The organism is Streptomyces sp. EDA2-14 (assembly GCF_054963755.1).
This window is the reverse complement of the sequence record NZ_JBUEGE010000001.1, coordinates 1,335,327-1,351,664: the sequence shown is the minus strand read 5'-3', so window position 1 is coordinate 1,351,664 and position 16,338 is coordinate 1,335,327. Positions and strand designations below refer to the sequence as shown.

At 71.2% G+C, this 16,338-nt stretch carries 16 protein-coding genes; 9 read left to right on the top strand and 7 right to left on the bottom strand.

What is annotated here, in order from left to right; all coding sequences use genetic code 11:
* The first annotated feature begins 34 nt into the window (after positions 1 to 34).
* Entirely contained in the window at positions 35 to 730 is a 696-nt protein-coding gene (locus tag ACY34M_RS06120; RefSeq protein WP_462718896.1) for a FadR/GntR family transcriptional regulator, read from the top strand.
* Here ACY34M_RS06120 and ACY34M_RS06115 read toward each other — a convergent pair.
* The 3 genes from ACY34M_RS06115 to fabG form a co-directional block, all read right to left on the bottom strand.
* Positions 705 to 1,046, bottom strand: a complete 342-nt coding sequence (locus ACY34M_RS06115; RefSeq protein ID WP_462718895.1) for a hypothetical protein — start codon at positions 1,044 to 1,046, stop codon at positions 705 to 707. The genes ACY34M_RS06120 and ACY34M_RS06115 overlap by 26 nt on opposite strands.
* A gap of 85 nt (positions 1,047 to 1,131) precedes the next feature.
* Complete coding sequence (gene fabI, locus ACY34M_RS06110) at positions 1,132 to 1,908, bottom strand: enoyl-ACP reductase FabI (RefSeq protein WP_399239559.1); 777 nt, start codon at positions 1,906 to 1,908, stop codon at positions 1,132 to 1,134.
* Between the two features lie 3 nt (positions 1,909 to 1,911).
* Positions 1,912 to 2,631 (bottom strand): 3-oxoacyl-[acyl-carrier-protein] reductase, encoded by a 720-nt coding sequence (gene fabG / locus ACY34M_RS06105; protein ID WP_462718894.1) that lies wholly within the window; start codon positions 2,629 to 2,631, stop codon positions 1,912 to 1,914.
* A 174-nt stretch (positions 2,632 to 2,805) separates the two neighbouring features.
* On the opposite strand from fabG, the gene ACY34M_RS06100 reads away from it, so the two are divergent.
* From ACY34M_RS06100 to tyrS, 3 genes are all read left to right on the top strand, one after another.
* Complete coding sequence (locus ACY34M_RS06100) at positions 2,806 to 4,329, top strand: TldD/PmbA family protein (protein ID WP_462718893.1); 1,524 nt, start codon at positions 2,806 to 2,808, stop codon at positions 4,327 to 4,329.
* 82 nt (positions 4,330 to 4,411) lie between these two features.
* Positions 4,412 to 5,812, top strand: a complete 1,401-nt coding sequence (locus ACY34M_RS06095; protein ID WP_462718892.1) for a metallopeptidase TldD-related protein — start codon at positions 4,412 to 4,414, stop codon at positions 5,810 to 5,812.
* Positions 5,813 to 5,864: 52 nt separating this feature from the next.
* Complete coding sequence (gene tyrS / locus ACY34M_RS06090) at positions 5,865 to 7,139, top strand: tyrosine--tRNA ligase (RefSeq protein WP_462718891.1); 1,275 nt, start codon at positions 5,865 to 5,867, stop codon at positions 7,137 to 7,139.
* Between the two features lie 245 nt (positions 7,140 to 7,384).
* Here the strand turns inward: tyrS and ACY34M_RS06085 are convergent, their stop codons facing one another.
* Positions 7,385 to 7,660 carry a GlsB/YeaQ/YmgE family stress response membrane protein gene (locus ACY34M_RS06085; RefSeq protein WP_462718935.1) on the bottom strand — a complete coding sequence of 92 codons (276 nt, stop codon included), beginning with the start codon at positions 7,658 to 7,660 and terminating at the stop codon, positions 7,385 to 7,387.
* A gap of 226 nt (positions 7,661 to 7,886) precedes the next feature.
* On the opposite strand from ACY34M_RS06085, the gene ACY34M_RS06080 reads away from it, so the two are divergent.
* Together ACY34M_RS06080 and ACY34M_RS06075 are read left to right on the top strand one after the other, a co-directional pair.
* Complete coding sequence (locus ACY34M_RS06080) at positions 7,887 to 8,237, top strand: DUF3099 domain-containing protein (RefSeq protein WP_462718890.1); 351 nt, start codon at positions 7,887 to 7,889, stop codon at positions 8,235 to 8,237.
* Positions 8,238 to 8,454: 217 nt separating this feature from the next.
* Positions 8,455 to 8,706: a hypothetical protein gene (locus ACY34M_RS06075; protein ID WP_462718889.1), complete on the top strand. Its 252-nt coding sequence runs from the start codon at positions 8,455 to 8,457 to the stop codon at positions 8,704 to 8,706.
* Positions 8,707 to 8,730: 24 nt separating this feature from the next.
* Here the strand turns inward: ACY34M_RS06075 and moaA are convergent, their stop codons facing one another.
* The 3 genes from moaA to ACY34M_RS06060 all read right to left on the bottom strand — a co-directional run bounded on the left by moaA (position 8,731) and on the right by ACY34M_RS06060 (position 11,868).
* Positions 8,731 to 9,720: a GTP 3',8-cyclase MoaA gene (gene moaA, locus ACY34M_RS06070; protein ID WP_462718888.1), complete on the bottom strand. Its 990-nt coding sequence runs from the start codon at positions 9,718 to 9,720 to the stop codon at positions 8,731 to 8,733.
* Positions 9,721 to 9,871: 151 nt separating this feature from the next.
* Complete coding sequence (locus ACY34M_RS06065) at positions 9,872 to 11,503, bottom strand: solute symporter family protein (protein WP_462718887.1); 1,632 nt, start codon at positions 11,501 to 11,503, stop codon at positions 9,872 to 9,874.
* Positions 11,500 to 11,868, bottom strand: a complete 369-nt coding sequence (locus tag ACY34M_RS06060; RefSeq protein ID WP_462718886.1) for a DUF485 domain-containing protein — start codon at positions 11,866 to 11,868, stop codon at positions 11,500 to 11,502. The genes ACY34M_RS06065 and ACY34M_RS06060 overlap by 4 nt, the downstream gene beginning before the upstream one ends.
* Positions 11,869 to 12,146: 278 nt before the next feature.
* Between ACY34M_RS06060 and ACY34M_RS06055 the strand changes: the two genes are divergently transcribed.
* The 3 genes from ACY34M_RS06055 (at position 12,147) to ACY34M_RS06045 (ending at position 16,337) form a co-directional block, all read left to right on the top strand.
* Positions 12,147 to 13,805: a S8 family peptidase gene (locus ACY34M_RS06055; RefSeq protein ID WP_462718885.1), complete on the top strand. Its 1,659-nt coding sequence runs from the start codon at positions 12,147 to 12,149 to the stop codon at positions 13,803 to 13,805.
* Positions 13,806 to 13,812: 7 nt separating this feature from the next.
* Positions 13,813 to 15,225, top strand: coding sequence for a CoA transferase (locus ACY34M_RS06050; protein ID WP_462718884.1), 1,413 nt, complete (start codon positions 13,813 to 13,815; stop codon positions 15,223 to 15,225).
* Between the two features lie 101 nt (positions 15,226 to 15,326).
* Complete coding sequence (locus tag ACY34M_RS06045) at positions 15,327 to 16,337, top strand: CopD family protein (protein ID WP_462718934.1); 1,011 nt, start codon at positions 15,327 to 15,329, stop codon at positions 16,335 to 16,337.
* The last annotated feature ends 1 nt before the right edge of the window (position 16,338 follow it).

Sequence of the window (16,338 nt, the reverse complement as noted above, 5' to 3'; positions counted from 1 at the left end):
CTACCGTACGACTCCGCCCGCACGAAGGAACGTCATGCCACTGACCTCCCCCCAGCGTTCGGCCCTGTCCGAGCAGGTCATCTCCGCCCTGCGCGCCCAGATCTCCTCGGGCGAGTGGCCGGTGGGCTCCCGGATCCCGACGGAACCGGAGCTCGTGGAACAGCTGGGTGTGGCCAGGAACACGGTGCGGGAGGCGGTGCGCGCCCTCGCGCACAACGGCCTGCTGGACATCCGGCAGGGCTCGGGCACGTACGTCGTGGCGACGAGCGAGCTGGCGGGCGTCATGCAGCGGCGGTTCGCGGAGGCGGCCCCGCAGGACATCGCCGAGCTGCGGGCCACGCTGGAGTCGAGCGCGGCGAAGTTCGCGGCGGAGCGGCGCACCGAGCGCGACCTGAAGCAGCTCGACGCGCTGCTGGTGCGGCGTGAGGACGCCTGGTCGTCCGGGGACACGGAGGCCTTCGTGTCGGCGGACGCGACGTTCCACCTGGCCGTGGTGGCCGCGGCGCACAACGACGTACTGACGGCGATGTACGCGGACCTCGGCGAGGTCATGCGGGACTGGCTGCGGGAGGACGTGGGCGAGCGGCTCACCGCGGAGAACCACATGGACCACACCACTCTCGTCGACGCGATCCGGGACGGCGACGCCGAGGCCGCCGCCAAAGAGGCCGCGCGCTATCCGTTCGACTGCCGGCCCGGCCGGCTCAACGCGCCCGCTTGTGGTGACTGACCCACGCGGTCCGCACGTTCTTCCAGCACCGGCCGTCCATCCGCAGGGTCTCGGCCGGGAAGACCGCCTTCGGCCGTGAGTCGGTGTCGATGTCCCACCACGTGGCGCACTCGATGTGCAGGGCGACCCGGTCGACCGTCGGGGACGGGTTGTGGCAGGTGGCGCTCACCAGGTAGCGGTCGATCTCGATCCGGCACGAGGCGCCTGAGGGCGCCTTCTTCTGGGCCGGTTTCTCGTCGGACACGGCGTCGTAGGGCAGCGCGAACAGCAGGGTCAGCGCGGCAAGGGTGGGGAAGGCGCGGCGTGGGAAACGCAAAGGGGACCTCCTCGCACCAGCGTGCGTGGAGGTCCCCCCGGCCCGCCCGGCCAGTGGGCCGAACGGGTGGTGCCCAGCGGAGCGGTTACGCGCCGATCGCGTGCAGACCGCCGTCGACGTGCACGATCTCGCCCGTCGTCTTCGGGAACCAGTCGGAGAGCAGCGCGACGATGCCGCGGCCGGCCGGCTCCGGGTCCTCGAGCTTCCACTCCAGTGGGGAGCGGGAGTCCCACACGGACGCCAGCTCGCTGAAGCCGGGGATCGACTTCGCGGCCATGGAGCCGAGGGGACCCGCCGAGACCAGGTTGCAGCGGATGTTCTGCTTGCCCAGGTCGCGCGCCATGTAGCGGCTGGTGGCCTCCAGGGCGGCCTTGGCCGGGCCCATCCAGTCGTACTGCGGCCAGGCGAACTTGGCGTCGAAGGTCAGGCCCACGACGGAACCGCCCTCGGTCATCAGCGGCAGCAGCGCCGTCGTCAGCGACTTCAGCGAGAACGCGGAGACGTGCATGGCCGTGGAGACGGACTCGAACGGCGTGTTCAGGAAGTTGCCGCCGAGGGCGTCCTGCGGCGCGAAGCCGATGGAGTGCACGACGCCGTCGAGACGGTCGCCCAGGTGCTCACGGACCTGGCCCTCCAGGCGCGCGAGGTGCTCGTCGTTCGAGACGTCGAGCTCCAGGACCTTGACCTTGTCGGGCTCCGGCAGCTTCTTGGCGATGCGCTCGGTGAGCGTCGGCCGCGGCCAGGCGGTGAGGATGATCTCCGCGCCCTGCTCCTGGGCCAGCTTCGCGGTGTGGAAGGCGATGGAGGACTCCATCAGCACACCGGTGATGAGGATCTTCTTGCCCTCGAGGATTCCAGCCATGGTTCAGTGACCCATTCCCAGTCCGCCGTCAACCGGGATGACGGCTCCAGTGATGTACGAGGCGTCGTCGGAGGTCAGGAACTTCACCACTCCGGCGATCTCCTCGACCTTCGCGTACCGGCCGAGCGGTACCTGCGACACGATGCCCGCGCGCTGCTCGTCGGTGAGCGCCTGGGTCATGTCGGTGTCCACGAAACCGGGGGCGACGACGTTGAAGGTGATGTTGCGCGATCCCAGCTCGCGGGCGAGCGAACGCGCGAAGCCGACCAGACCGGCCTTCGAGGCGGCGTAGTTCGCCTGCCCCGCCGAGCCGAGCAGGCCGACGACGGAGGAGATCAGCACGACGCGGCCCTTCTTGGCGCGCAGCATGCCGCGGTTGGCGCGCTTCACGACGCGGAAGGTGCCGGTGAGGTTGGTGTCGAGGACGGACTCGAAGTCCTCCTCGGACATGCGCATGAGGAGCTGGTCCTTGGTGACGCCGGCGTTGGCGACGAGCACCTCGACGTTGCCGTGCTTCTCCTCGATCTCCTTGTAGGCCGCGTCCACCTGCTGGGTGTCCGTGATGTCGCAGCGGACGGCGAGGGCGCCGGCGTCGACGAGCTCCTTCGGGGGCTCTCCGGAGCGGTAGGTGAAGGCCACCTTGTCGCCCTGCTCCAGGAAGGCGTGGGCGATGGCGAGGCCGATGCCACGGTTTCCTCCGGTGACGAGAACCGAGCGGCTCAACGGATCACCCTTTCGTTCGGCGGTCGAATACCTCTTGAACCTATCCGCCTCGGGGACCGGGTGCCGAATCCGGGGGCGACAGGGCGAGGGGGTGCTCTCTGTGGGGTTCCCACAGAGAGCACGTGTCGTGGTTCACTCACACGCACCGTGCCGCGACAGAAGGGGAAGCCGCCCATGGCCCACGAGATCGATCAGTCGTTCCTGGCACTGCCCCTGCGGGCACTCGCCGACGCGGCCCTCGCGCGCGCCCGCGCGCTGGGCGCCGAGCACGCGGACTTCCGGCTCGAACGGGTGCGGGGCGCCTCCGTGCGGCTGCGGGACGCCAAGCAGTCGGGGGCGTCCGACAGCACGGACCTGGGCTATGCCGTGCGCGTGGTGCACGGCGGTACCTGGGGGTTCGCCTCCGGTGTCGATCTCACGATGGACGCGGCGGCGCGGGTCGCCGCGCAGGCCGTGGCGATGGCGAAGCTGAGCGCGCAGGTGATCAGGGCGGCGGGTTCCGACGAGCGGGTCGAGCTGGCGGACGAGCCGGTGCACGCGGAGAAGACCTGGGTCTCCTCGTACGAGATCGATCCCTTCACCGTGCCGGAGGAGGAGCGGGCGGGGCTGCTCGCCGACTGGAGCGCGCGGCTGCTCTCCGCGGACGGGGTGTCCCATGTGGACGCCTCGCTGTACTGCGTCCACGAGAACAAGTTCTACGCGGACACGGCGGGGACCGTCACGACGCAGCAGCGGGTCCGGCTGCACCCGGAGCTGACGGCGGTCGCCGTGGACGACTCCAGCGGCGAGTTCGACTCGATGCGCACGATCGCGCCGCCGGTGGGGCGCGGCTGGGAGTACCTCACCGGGACCGGCTGGGACTGGGAGTCCGAGCTCGCCGAGATCCCCGAACTGCTCGCCGAGAAGATGCGTGCGCCGAGCGTCAAGGCGGGCGCGTACGACCTGGTCGTGGACCCGTCCAACCTCTGGCTGACGATCCACGAGTCCATCGGGCACGCCACCGAACTCGACCGCGCGCTCGGCTACGAGGCGGCGTACGCGGGCACCTCCTTCGCCACGTTCGACCAGCTCGGCAAGTTGAAGTACGGCTCCGAGATCATGAACGTGACCGGTGACCGCACCGCCGAGCACGGGCTCGCCACCATCGGGTACGACGACGAGGGCGTGGCGGGCCAGTCCTGGGACCTGATCAAGGACGGCACCCTCACCGGCTACCAACTGGACCGGCGCATCGCCAAGTTGACCGGCTTCGAGCGCTCCAACGGCTGTGCGTACGCGGACTCCCCCGAGCACGTCCCCGTGCAGCGGATGGCGAACGTGTCGCTGCGGCCGGATCCGGGCGGGCTCGCGACGGAGGACCTGATCGCGGGGGTCGACCGGGGGCTGTACCTGGTGGGCGACCGCTCGTGGTCGATCGACATGCAGCGCTACAACTTCCAGTTCACCGCGCAACGGGCGTACGCGATCCGGGGCGGGAAGCTCGCCGGGCAGGTGCGGGACTTCGCGTACCAGGCGACGACGACCGACTTCTGGGGCTCGATGGCGGCGGTCGGCGGCCCGCAGACGTACGTGCTCGGCGGCGCCTTCAACTGCGGCAAGGCCCAGCCTGGCCAGGTCGCATCCGTCTCGCACGGCTGCCCGAGCGCCCTCTTCAAGGGCGTCAACATTCTGAACACGACGCAGGAGGCCGGTCGATGAACGTCACGCACGGATTCGGCCGGGGGTCCGGGGGTTGTCCCCCGGGAAAGCACAGTCTGAACACCACGCAGGAGGCCGGTCGATGAGCCCGCGCAGGTCCGGGACCAAGCCGTACGAGATCGTCGAGCGCGCCCTGGAGCTGTCGCGGGCCGACGGCTGTGTGGTCATCGCCGACGAGACGTCCACCGCCAATCTGCGCTGGGCGGGCAACGCGCTCACCACGAACGGGGTGACGCGCGGGCGCACCCTCACCGTCGTCGCGACGGTCGACGGCAAGGAGGGCACGGCGTCCGGTGTCGTGTCCCGGTCGGCCGTGACCGCCGACGACCTGGAGCCGCTGGTGCGCGCCGCCGAGGAGGCCGCCGCCAAGGCGGGGCCCGCCGAGGACGCGCAGCCGCTGATCCGCGACGTACCGCACTCCCCCGGCTTCACGGACGCGCCCGCCGAGACCTCGTCCGCCGTCTTCGCGGACTTCGCGCCCGCGCTCGGCGAGGCGTTCGCCCGCGCGCGTGCCGGTGGCCGCGAGCTGTACGGGTTCGCCAACCACGAGCTGACCACCAGCTACCTGGGGACGTCCGCGGGGCTGCGGCTGCGCCACGACCAGCCCGACGGGACGCTCGAGCTGAACGCCAAGTCGCACGGGCGCACGCGGTCGGCGTGGGCGGGGCGCTCGACGCGGGACTTCAAGGACGTCGACCCGGCCGCGATGGACGCGGAGCTGGCCACCCGGCTCGGCTGGGCGCGGCGCCGGATCGACCTGCCCGCCGGCCGGTACGAGACGCTGCTGCCGCCGACCGCCGTGGCGGACCTGCTGATCTACCAGATGTGGTCGGCGGGGGCGCGGGACGCGGCGGAGGGCCGCACCGTGTTCTCCAAGCCGGGCGGCGGTACGCGGGTGGGCGAGCGGCTCAGCGAGCTGCCGCTGACCCTGCGCAGCGATCCGCACGAGCCGGGCCTCGAATCGGCGCCGTTCGTCCTCGCGCACGCCTCCAGCGACGCGGGATCGGTGTTCGACAACGGGCTGCCGGTCGGCGCCACCGACTGGATCCGCGAGGGCGAGCTGAAGCACCTCTCGACGACCCGGCACAGCGCCGCGCTCACCGGGCAGCCCGTCGCCCCCGCGATCGACAATCTGATCCTCGACGGCGGCGGCGGGAAGTCCCTGGACGAGATGGTCGCCGGTACGGAGCGCGGGCTGCTGCTCACCTGCCTCTGGTACATCCGCGAGGTCGATCCGGCGACGCTGCTGCTCACCGGGCTCACCAGGGACGGCGTGTATCTGGTGGAGAACGGCGAGGTCGTGGGCGAGGTGAACAACTTCCGGTTCAACGAGTCGCCGGTCGGCCTGCTCGGCCGGGCCACGGAGGCCGGGCGGACGGAAAAGACGCTGCCCCGCGAGTGGGGCGACTGGTTCACTAGGGCGGCGATGCCCGCGCTGCGGGTGCCGGACTTCAACATGAGCTCGGTCAGCCAGGGCGTCTGACGCCCATAGACTGGCAGGGTTCCAGCAGATCCGTTCAAGGAGAACAAGAACCGTGACCGACATCGTCGACGACCTGAAGTGGCGTGGCCTGTGGGCCCAGTCCACTGACGAGGACGCACTGCGCAAGGCGCTCGCGGACGGTCCGGTCACGTTCTATTGCGGCTTCGACCCGACCGCGGCCTCCCTGCACGTCGGGCACCTGGTGCAGGTCCTCACCATGCGCCGGCTCCAGCAGGCGGGCCTGCGCCCGCTCGCCCTGGTGGGCGGCGCGACGGGCCAGATCGGCGACCCCCGCCCGACGGCGGAGCGCACGCTGAACGATCCGCAGACGATCGCGCTGTGGGTCACCCGGCTGCGCTCGCAGATCGAGCCGTTCCTCGACTTCGAGGGCGAGAACGCGGCGACGATGGTGAACAACCTGGACTGGACCGCCGGGATGTCCGCGATCGAGTTCCTGCGCGACATCGGCAAGCACTTCCGGGTCAACAAGATGCTGACCAAGGACTCCGTGGCCCGCCGCCTGGAGTCCCAGGAGGGCATCAGCTACACCGAGTTCAGCTACCAGCTGTTGCAGGGCATGGACTTCCTGGAGCTGTACCGCCGCTACGGCTGCACGCTCCAGCAGGGCGGCTCGGACCAGTGGGGCAACCTCACGGCCGGGCTCGACCTGATCCACCGCCTGGAGCCGGACGCGGTGGCGCACTGCATCGCGACGCCGCTGATGGTGAAGGCCGACGGCACCAAGTTCGGCAAGTCAGAGGGCGGCGCCATCTGGCTCGACGCGGAGATGACGACGCCGTACGCGTTCTACCAGTTCTGGCTGAACACGGACGACCGGGACATCTCGAAGTACATGCGCATCCTGTCCTTCAAGTCCCGCGAGGAGCTGGAGGAGCTGGAGCGGCAGACCGAGGAGCGGCCGCAGGCGCGTGCCGCGCAGCGTGCGCTGGCCGAGGAGCTGACGACGCTGGTGCACGGCGCCGACCAGACGGCCGCTGTGATCTCCGCATCGAAGGCGCTGTTCGGGCAGGGCGACGGGAACCTGGCGGACCTGGACGAGGCCACGCTCGCCGCGGCCCTGTCCGAGCTGCCGAAGGCCGAGGTCACCGAGCTTGGCCCGGTTGTCGACCTGTTCGCCGAGGTCGGCCTCGTCGCCAGCAAGTCGGCCGCGCGCCGCACGGTGAAGGAGGGCGGCGCGTACGTGAACAACGTGAAGGTCGCCGCCGAGGACTTCGTGCCGGGCACGGACGAGCTGCTGCACGGCCGGTGGCTCGTGCTGCGGCGCGGCAAGAAGAACCTCGCGGCGGTGGAGGTCACGGGCGCGTAGCCCTCGCCCCGCACCGCCCCGCAAGGCCCGGCCCGCTGACGCGGCTGCCGGGCCTTCGGCCGTCTCCGGGGGCAGGGCCTGTCGTCACACTCCCGTCGTCGCCCGAAGGGCGGCGTCGCGGCGTCTGGGGCGTGCGATCGCAAGGCGCCGGGAAGTCCTAGTAGCGGAGCTACTCGGGCTTTTCGGCAACGCCGCGAGCGTGCGTGCCAGGCGTCGCGACGCAGACGGGAGTGTGACGACAGGACCTAGGCCTTGCTCTTGTTCCCGCGCAGTGCCACCCACACCCGGTCGCCCACGCCGACCACGACCACCGCGCCGATCAGCTGCAGCAGGTGGCGGATCCAGTCGATGCCCTTGGTGTCGTCGACGCCGAGGCCACTCGCCGCCCAGTTGCCCAGGATGCTGCCGAGGATTCCGAAGATCACCGTCAGCCACAGCGGGATCTGCTGTTTGCCGGGCAGGATCGCCTTGGCGATCAGGCCAAGCACCAAGCCCACGATGATCGCCCACAACCAGCTCATGTCGTCGCCTCCTCGCACGGTGCGGGGGCTCTGAGCGGCCGCCCGCGCGTTCAGTTTCACCGCGTAGGCCATACGGCGCATGTCGGACAGCTCCGTACGTGCTATTGCGCAGGCCACGCCCCTGGGTCGGGCCCGCCCCCGGTCTCGTAGCCGACGCATACCGGGCGTACCGTGGACGCAGTCCGGAACGGGGAGCGTCCGGCCGGCCGGCGGGTGGTGGAGTGTGATGCGGAAGCGCAAGGGCAACGGCGGAGCAGAGGTCTTCCGGATCACGGGAGCCCGCCAGGGGCTCGCCGACGACGTCCGCGGCCGGCAGCGCCGGTACATCATCTCGATGGCGGTCCGCACCGTTGCGGTGATCCTCACCGCGGTGCTCTGGAACGTAGAGCGGCACGTCGCCGTCGTGACACTGGTGCTCGGCGCCTTCCTCCCCTACGTCGCCGTGGTGATCGCCAACGCGGGCCGGGAGAACGTGCCGTCGCTGCCGTCGACCTTCGTGCCTGCTCCCTCGCGCCCCATGATCTCGCCGGTCGCGTCCGCCGACGCCGCGGAATCCGCTCCGGAGGACCGGGCCTGAGCGACATTCGGCCACCGCGCACAACCGGTCGTCAAAGCTCAAGAAAAGCTCAGATCAATCATGTTGTTCCGGTGCCGGGCAGCGGGTCCCGCGTGACATACTGCGTGAGCGCTCCGCATCCCCCGTCGGAGCGACGGACCGACGCCGGGCAGCTCCCCCCGTGGCTGCTCGGCGTCGCCATTTCCGGGGCGTTTTCCGCGGCGTTTAAGGTTGAGGCGTGAACCTCGCGAACCTCTCCGGACCCTCGCCCGCCACCCCCCAGTGCTCCGCCAAGGGCTGTCGGGCCGACGCCGTGTGGGTACTCGCGTGGAACAACCCGAAGCTGCACACGCCGGAGCGCCGCAAGACGTGGCTGGCGTGCGAGGAGCACCGCGAGCACCTGGCCAAGTTCCTCGGCGTGCGCGGGTTCCTCAAGGACACCGTGGCGCTGGCGGAGTGGGAGGACCCGGAGACCGGGGCCGAGGGCTGAGGACCGAGGGCCGAGCCCCGCCCCTCAGCCGCCGATCGCCGACATCGGGCGGTCCGGCTGCAGGAACGAGGGGTCGTCGAGCCCCGAGCCCGCCTTCTTGCCCCACATGGCGCGCTTCCAGATCTCGGCCAGCTCCTGGTCCGGCATCTCGGAGCGCAGGGCCGCCCGCAGATCCGTCTCCTCCGTGGCGAACAGGCAGGTGCGGACCTGTCCGTCCGCCGTGAGGCGCGTGCGGTCGCAGGCCGAGCAGAACGGGCGGGTCACCGAGGCGATGACGCCGACGCGGTGCGGTCCGCCGTCCACGATCCAGCGCTCGGCGGGCGCGGAGCCGCGCTCCTTCGCCCCTTCCTCCGTGAGCTCGAAGCGCGTGCGCAGCGAGGTCAGGATGTCGCCCGCGGTGATCATGCCGTCGCGCTTCCAGCCGTGCTGGGCGTCGAGCGGCATCTGCTCGATGAAGCGGAGCTCGTAGTCGTTCTCCACCGCCCAGGCGAGGAGGTCGGGGGCCTCGTCCTCGTTCAGCCCCGGCATCAGGACGGAGTTGACCTTCACCGGGGTGAGGCCCGCGTCGCGCGCCGCTTCGAGGCCCTCGATGACGTCCTTGTGCCGGTCGCGGCGGGTGAGGGTCTTGAAGACGTCGGGCCGGAGCGTGTCCAGCGAGACGTTGACCCGGTCGAGGCCTGCCTCCTTGAGCGCCTTCGCGGTGCGCTTGAGCCCGATCCCGTTCGTCGTCAGGGACATCTTCGGGCGGTGCTCCAGGGCGGCGACCCGCTCGACGATGCCCACCAGGCCGGGCCTGAGCAGGGGCTCACCGCCGGTGAAGCGGACATCGGTGATGCCCAGGTCGGTGACGGCGATGCGGATGAGGCGGACGATCTCGTCGTCCGTCAGCAGGTCGGGCTTGGCCAGCCACTGCAGGCCCTCCTCGGGCATGCAGTACGTACACCGCAGATTGCACCGGTCGGTCAGCGAGACCCGCAGGTCGGTTGCCACTCGGCCGTATGTGTCGATGAGCACGTGGGCCCCCTCCCTCGGCGTGTTCCTGTGTCCTGATCCCGAGCCTACGTGACAGGTATGACAGGAGCAGGCCTGCGAACCGACGAGTGTGCCGGGCCCCGCGTCGTACGGATCTACGACGCGGGCCCGGCACACAGGGGCGAACCGCAGGTCAGTGGGCTCCGGTGCCCGTCAGGGAGCGGACCTCGAGCTCGGCGTACTTGCCCTTGTCGGCCTTTTCCTTGGCGACGTAGGTGCCGATGATGCCCAGCAGGAAGCCGACCGGGATCGAGATGATCCCGGGGTTCTCCAGCGGGAACCAGTGGAAGTCGACGCCCTTGAACATGGAGGTCTTCGGGTTGCCCGAGACGACGGGCGAGAAGAGCACCAGGAAGACCGCCGTGAACAGGCCGCCGTAGATCGACCACAGCGCGCCGTTGGTGTTGAACCGCTTCCAGAACAGCGAGTACAGGATCGTCGGCAGGTTGGCGGAGGCCGCGACCGCGAAGGCCAGGGCGACGAGGCCCGCCACGTTCAGGTCGCGGGCGAGCGCGCCGAGGGCGATCGAGACGATGCCGATGAAGACCGTGGCCCAGCGGGCCGCCTTCATCTCCTGCTTCTCGGAGGCCTGCCCCTTCTTGATGACGTTCGCGTAGATGTCGTGCGCGAACGAGGAGGACGAGGCGAGGGTCAGGCCCGCGACGACCGCGAGGATCGTGGCGAAGGCGACCGCCGAGATCGAGGCGAGCAGGATCGCGCCCCAGCTGGAGTCGACGCCGCCCAGATGGAGCGCCAGCAGGGGTGCGGCCGTGTTGCCCGCCGGGTTGGAGGCGATGATCTCGTCCGGCTTGATGAGCGCGGCGGCGCCGAACCCGAGCGCGATCGTCATCAGGTAGAAGGCACCGATGATGCCGATGGCCCAGTTGACCGACTTACGGGCCGCCTTGGCGGTCGGCACCGTGTAGAAGCGGATCAGGATGTGCGGCAGACCCGCCGTACCGAGCACGAGCGCGATGCCGAGCGAGATGAAGTCGATCTTCGACGTGGCCGTGACGCCGTACTTGAGGCCCGGCTCCAGGAACGGCGAGCCCTTGCCGCTGTTCTGGGCGGCCGTGCCGAGCAGGTCCGAGATGTTGAAGTTGAACTTCAGCAGCACCAGGAAGGTGAGGAGGATGGCGCCCGCGATCAGCAGGACCGCCTTGACCATCTGCACCCAGGTGGTGCCCTTCATGCCGCCGATGGTGACGTACACGATCATCAGGACGCCGACGAGCGCGACGATGAGGATCTTGCCCGCGTCCGTGGTGATGCCGAGCAGCAGCGAGACGAGGACACCGGCGCCCGCCATCTGCGCGAGCAGGTAGAAGATCGAGACGACGATCGTCGAGGTGCCGGCCGCCGTGCGCACCGGGCGCTGGCGCATCCGGTAGGCGAGGACGTCGCCCATCGTGTAGCGGCCGGAGTTGCGCAGCGGTTCGGCGACCAGGAGCAGGGCGACGAGCCAGGCGACCAGGAAGCCGATCGAGTAGAGGAAGCCGTCGTAGCCGAAGAGGGCGATGGCGCCGGCGATGCCGAGGAACGACGCGGCGGACATGTAGTCGCCGGAGACCGCGAGACCGTTCTGGAAGGCGGTGAACTGGCGGCCGCCCGCGTAGAAGTCGGAGGCGCTCTTGGTCTGGCGGCCCGCCCACACGGTGATGACGAGGGTCGCGAGGACGAACACCGCGAACAGGCTGATGATCAGCGGGCGGTGCTCGGTGGCCTCCGCCGCGGCCAGGGGGAACTGGGACAGGTGGGGGTTCACGCGCCGCCCTCCAGACGGGACTTGATGGCCTCGGCCTTCGGGTCGAGCTTGGTGGCGGCGTGCCGCGAGTACCACCAGGCGATGAGGAACGTGGTCAGGAACTGGGCGAGCCCGAGGATGAGGGCCACGTTGATGTTGCCGAAGACCTTGGTGCCCATGAAGTCGCCCGCGTAGCTCGACAGCAGCACGTACACGAGGTACCAGGCGATGAAGGCGACGGTCAGCGGGAAGGCGAACGAGCGGTGCGCGCGGCGCAGTTCACCGAACTCCGCACCCTCCTGCACCTCGATGAACTCCTCGGTGGAGGGCAGCGCGGGCCCGTCGTGCGGGCTGCCCTTCTGCGGTGGTGGTGCGTCGGTGGCCACGGACTCTCCTCGCAATGGGGTGCTGTCTCTTACCTCAACGTGATCTGGATCACGCGGGCCGGGTCGCGATGGTAGAGCTCCCCGACCCCCTGCACAACGGCACGGGAGCAGGGTCGACGCGGTTCAACTCACTTTGTTCTTTCGGAACTTCTTTCGGAATTCGTTGATGACCTGCGGCGACCAGAGATACCTTCACACCGCACCACGCGTCATGTACCTGCCCGACAACCACGCGTGTACCGGGCACTTCCATAAACGACGGATGATGTGGAGACCCCATGGCTCATCTGCCTTCCAGACGCCTGCCGTCCCGGCGCCGCCTGGCCCTCGCCCTGCCGATCGGCATCGCCCTGACGGCATCCTTCGGCTTCCTGCCGTCCGCGGCCGCGGTTCCCGTGGCCGACTCCCCCTCGGTGACGGCCGCTTCGGACTCCGCACTCGCGTACGTGGTGAACACGCGCGCCACCGACGCCCGCACGATCTCCTCGGTGACCAGGGCGATATCCGCGGCGGACGGCACCGTCGTCGAGACGTACGCGAAGATCGGCGTCATCGTCGCCCACTCCTCGAACCCCGACTTCGGCAAGCGAATACGCGCCGCCAAGGGGGTGGCCACGGCGGGCGCGACCCGTACCTCGCCGCTCAGTCCGGCCGGCACCACCGAAGAGGGCGCCGTCCAGAAGCTGTCGAAGGCGGACGCCAAGTCCCTGGCCGCGAGAGCGGATTCCGCCCAGGAGCCGCTCGAGGCCGACCAGTGGGACCTGCGGGCCATGGGCGCCGACAAGGCCGCGAAGATCAACCCGGGCAGCAGGAACGTCACCGTCGGCGTCATCGACACCGGCGTCGACGACACCCACCCGGACCTCGCCCCGAACTTCTCCGCCTCGCAGTCCGCGAGCTGTGTCGGCGGCAAGGCGGACACCTCGCCGGGCGCCTGGCGGCCCGCCAAGCCGGACCACCTCCACGGCACGCACGTCGCCGGTGAGATCGCCGCCGCGCGCAACGGCATCGGCGTCGCCGGTGTCGCGCCGGGCGTGAAGGTCGCCGGCATCAAGGTGGCCGACCCGCAGACCGAGCTGTTCTACCCGGAGAGCGTCGTCTGCGCCTTCGTGTTCGCCGCGGACCACGGCATCGAGGTCACCAACAACAGCTATTACGTCGACCCGTGGATGTACAACTGCATGGACGACCCGGACCAGCGGGCCATCGTCGACGCGGTGAACCGGGCGCAGCAGTACGCCGAGAAGAAGGGCACCCTGAGCCTCGCCTCCGCGGGCAACTCCAACCACGACCTCGACTCCGACGCGATCGTGGACGACTCGAGCCCGGACGACTCGACGCCGGTGAACCGCACGATCGACCCGCACACCTGCTTCGACGTCCCGACCCAGCTGCCGGGTGTCGTCACGGTGAGCGCGACGGGCGTGACCAAGGCCAAGTCGTACTACTCCAGCTACGGCAACGGCGTCATCGACATCGCGGCGCCGGGCGGCGACAAGTACAAGAAGCCGACCGACACCCCGTCGAAGGACGGCCGCATCCTGTCCACGCTGCCGGGCGGCCAGTACGGCTGGCTGCAGGGCACGTCGATGGCGTCGCCGCACGCCGCGGGCGTCGCCGCGCTCCTCAAGTCGACGCACCCGAAGGCCTCTCCGGCGCAGTTGCAGGCCCTCATGAAGGCGCAGGCCGACAAGGAGGCCTGCCCGACCGCGTACGACGGGGACGGCGACGGCACGGTCGATGCCGTCTGCGAGGGTCCCGAGCGGCGCAACGGCTTCTACGGGTACGGGATCGTGAACGCCCTGAAGGCCGTCAAGTGCCCCTGTAGGACACGCAAGTCCCCCTGTAGGAGACCTGATTCGGCGGGGCCGGGTGGCGCAGACCACTCGGCCCCGTCGCGCGCCGCCCGTGTGCCGGGGCCAATCGCTGCGCGATAGTGCGGACATGACACATGCGCCCCATGCCCCGGTCGACACCGGGACCGTGTGGGCGACGCTCGGCGGCGACCCCGCCCTGCTCGCCCGCGTCTCGTACCGCACGCGCGCGGGTGCGCTGCCCGCCCGCCTGCCCGTCGTCGACCTGGCCAGGGCCTGCGTCGGCGGCTGCTCGCTCGCCGCCGCCGAACTGGCCGCCACGCGCGCGAGGCACTCCGTGGGCGCCGTCAGGGTGCGGGTCGACGACGGGGCGGTCGCCACCGCGTTCACCAGCGAGCGGCATCTGCTGATCGACGGGCGCGCACCGGTGACCTTCGCGCCGCTGTCCCGGTTCTGGCGCGCGCGGGACGGCTGGCTGCGCACCCACGCGAACTATCCGCACCACCGGGCACGGCTGCGCGCCGCCCTCGGGGTCGGCGCGGACGCCACCGTGGCCGACGTGGCGGCGCTGCTCGCGGAGCGCTCCGCGTTCGAGGTCGAGGAGACCGTGTACGCGGCCGGGGGCCTGGCCGTCGCGCTGCGCACGCCCGCGGAGTGGGCGGCGCATCCGCAGGGCACGCTCGTGGCCGGGGAACCGCTCCTGACGCTCGACCGGGTCGACTCGGCGCCGCCGCGCACCCTGTCGCGCGGGGTGCTCTCGCCCGCGGCCGGGATCCGGGTCCTCGACCTCACGCGTGTCATCGCGGGCCCTGTCGCGACGCGCACCCTGGCGCTGCTCGGCGCGGACGTGCTGCGGGTGGACGCGCCCCAGCTGCCCGAGTCCCCCGACGCACACGCCGACACAGGGTTCGGCAAGCGCTCGACCCGGCTCGACCTGACGGACGCCGCGGACCGCCGCACGTTCGACGAACTGGTCGCGGGCGCGGACGTGGTGGTCACGGGGTACCGCCCCGGCGCACTCGACCGGTTCGGGCTCTCCCCGGAGGCGCTCGCCGAGCGGCGGCCGGGGCTGGTGGTGGCGGCCCTGTCCGCGTGGGGCGGCTACGGCCCGTGGGGCGCGCGGCGCGGCTTCGACAGCCTCGTCCAGGTGGCGGCGGGCATCGCGGCGACCGAGGGCTCCCCGGAGCGGCCGGGGGTGCTGCCCGCGCAGGCGCTCGACCACGGCACCGGCTATCTGCTGGCGGCGGCCGTGCTGCGCGCGCTCACCGAGCAGACCAGGGACGGCGGTTCGCGGGTGGTGCGGCTCGCGCTCGCGCAGACGGCGGACTGGCTCGTGCGCGGGGCACGCCTGCCGGGGTACGGCGAGCGCGCGGAGCCGTACGCGGCGGACGATCCGGCCGCCTGGCTGTCGGAGGCGGACAGCACGATCGGCCGCCTGCGGCACGCCCTGCCGCCGCTGTCGTTCGACGGTGGGCCCGCGAACTGGGCGCGCCCTCCGGCGGGTTGGGGCACGGACGAGGCCGGGTGGCGGCCGGCGGCGTGAGGCCACGGGCGCGCGGGGGCCGTCCGGAGCCGTGTGCCCCACTTGTTGGTCTGCGCTTGCCGGAGCCCGTGCCACCTGGTGAAGATCCAGTGGTGAGTTCGATACCGCCGCCCACCGATGCCCCCGTTCCCGTCGGCGCCGACGTCCCGCTGCGCAGGCCCGGCGCGGGGCGCGCCGTCGCCGTGCTCGTCCTCGTCGCCGTGGCCGCGCTGATCCCGCTGCTCGGTCCGCGTGCGGCGCTCGACGGCACCGGGGAGGCCGCGGCGCCCGGCGTCGGCGTGATCGCGGTGCTGCGGACGGCCCTGTTCGCGGCGTTGTGCGTCCAGGCGGGCGAGGTGTTCGCCGGGTTCCTCGCCCGCAGGGTGGCCCCGGCGCGGGAGCTGCCGCCCACCTGGTCGGCGTACGCGCCGTGGGCCGGGTTCGCGGCGGCGCTCGGGCTCGCCTCGGTGGTGGCCTCCGGGAATCTGATCCCGCACAGCGTCGCCGCCCTCGACCTCGGCGGCCTGGGCTCCACGCGCGACGGCACGCTCGCGCTCGTGGAGGTCAACGGCTTCCTGCTCGCGGGCCTGTGCGCCCGCTGGCGGCGCCCGGCGACGGCGCTCCTCCCGCTGGCCGCCGTGGCCGTCGCGGAGGCGCTGCGGGCGCATCCGGCGGCCGAGGACAGCGCGCTGCTCGGCTCGGGTCTCACCCTGGTCCATCTGATCTGCGCCGCCCTGTGGGTGGGCGGCCTGCTGTACGTGCTGCGCACGACGCACGTCTGGCGCACGACCGCCCCCGAGGCCGGCGCGGCGCTGCTCGGTCTCTACGCGCGCGTGGCCGCGGTACTCCTTGCGGCCATCACCGCGACGGGCGTGTGCAGCACCCTGCGCCGGATGCCGCCGAGCACGGTCCTCGACCAGCTGACGACGACCGCGTACGGGCGCGTGCTGCTCGCGAAGGTGCTCCTCGTCGCCGTCGTCGCGGGGCTCGCCCTGGCGGCACGGCTGCGCCTGCGCCGCGCCACGGACCTCGGAGCGGCCCATGTGCCCGCGCGCGCGGAGGTCGTGGTCCTGGCGGTCGTGGTGGCGGTGTCGGCGGCCCTGACGGCGCTGCCGGTGCCGATCCGCTGGTGAC

What these genes read in the sequence shown, in the direction of transcription:
- ACY34M_RS06120 (WP_462718896.1), top strand. Translation starts at nt 35, where the DNA reads ATGCCACTGACCTCCCCCCAGCGTTCGGCCCTGTCCGAGCAGGTCATC.
- fabI (WP_399239559.1), bottom strand. Translation starts at nt 1,908, where the DNA reads ATGGCTGGAATCCTCGAGGGCAAGAAGATCCTCATCACCGGTGTGCTG.
- ACY34M_RS06100 (WP_462718893.1), top strand. Translation starts at nt 2,806, where the DNA reads ATGGCCCACGAGATCGATCAGTCGTTCCTGGCACTGCCCCTGCGGGCA.
- ACY34M_RS06095 (WP_462718892.1), top strand. Translation starts at nt 4,412, where the DNA reads ATGAGCCCGCGCAGGTCCGGGACCAAGCCGTACGAGATCGTCGAGCGC.
- ACY34M_RS06085 (WP_462718935.1), bottom strand. Translation starts at nt 7,660, where the DNA reads ATGAGCTGGTTGTGGGCGATCATCGTGGGCTTGGTGCTTGGCCTGATC.
- ACY34M_RS06080 (WP_462718890.1), top strand. Translation starts at nt 7,887, where the DNA reads ATGCGGAAGCGCAAGGGCAACGGCGGAGCAGAGGTCTTCCGGATCACG.
- ACY34M_RS06055 (WP_462718885.1), top strand. Translation starts at nt 12,147, where the DNA reads ATGGCTCATCTGCCTTCCAGACGCCTGCCGTCCCGGCGCCGCCTGGCC.
- ACY34M_RS06050 (WP_462718884.1), top strand. Translation starts at nt 13,813, where the DNA reads ATGACACATGCGCCCCATGCCCCGGTCGACACCGGGACCGTGTGGGCG.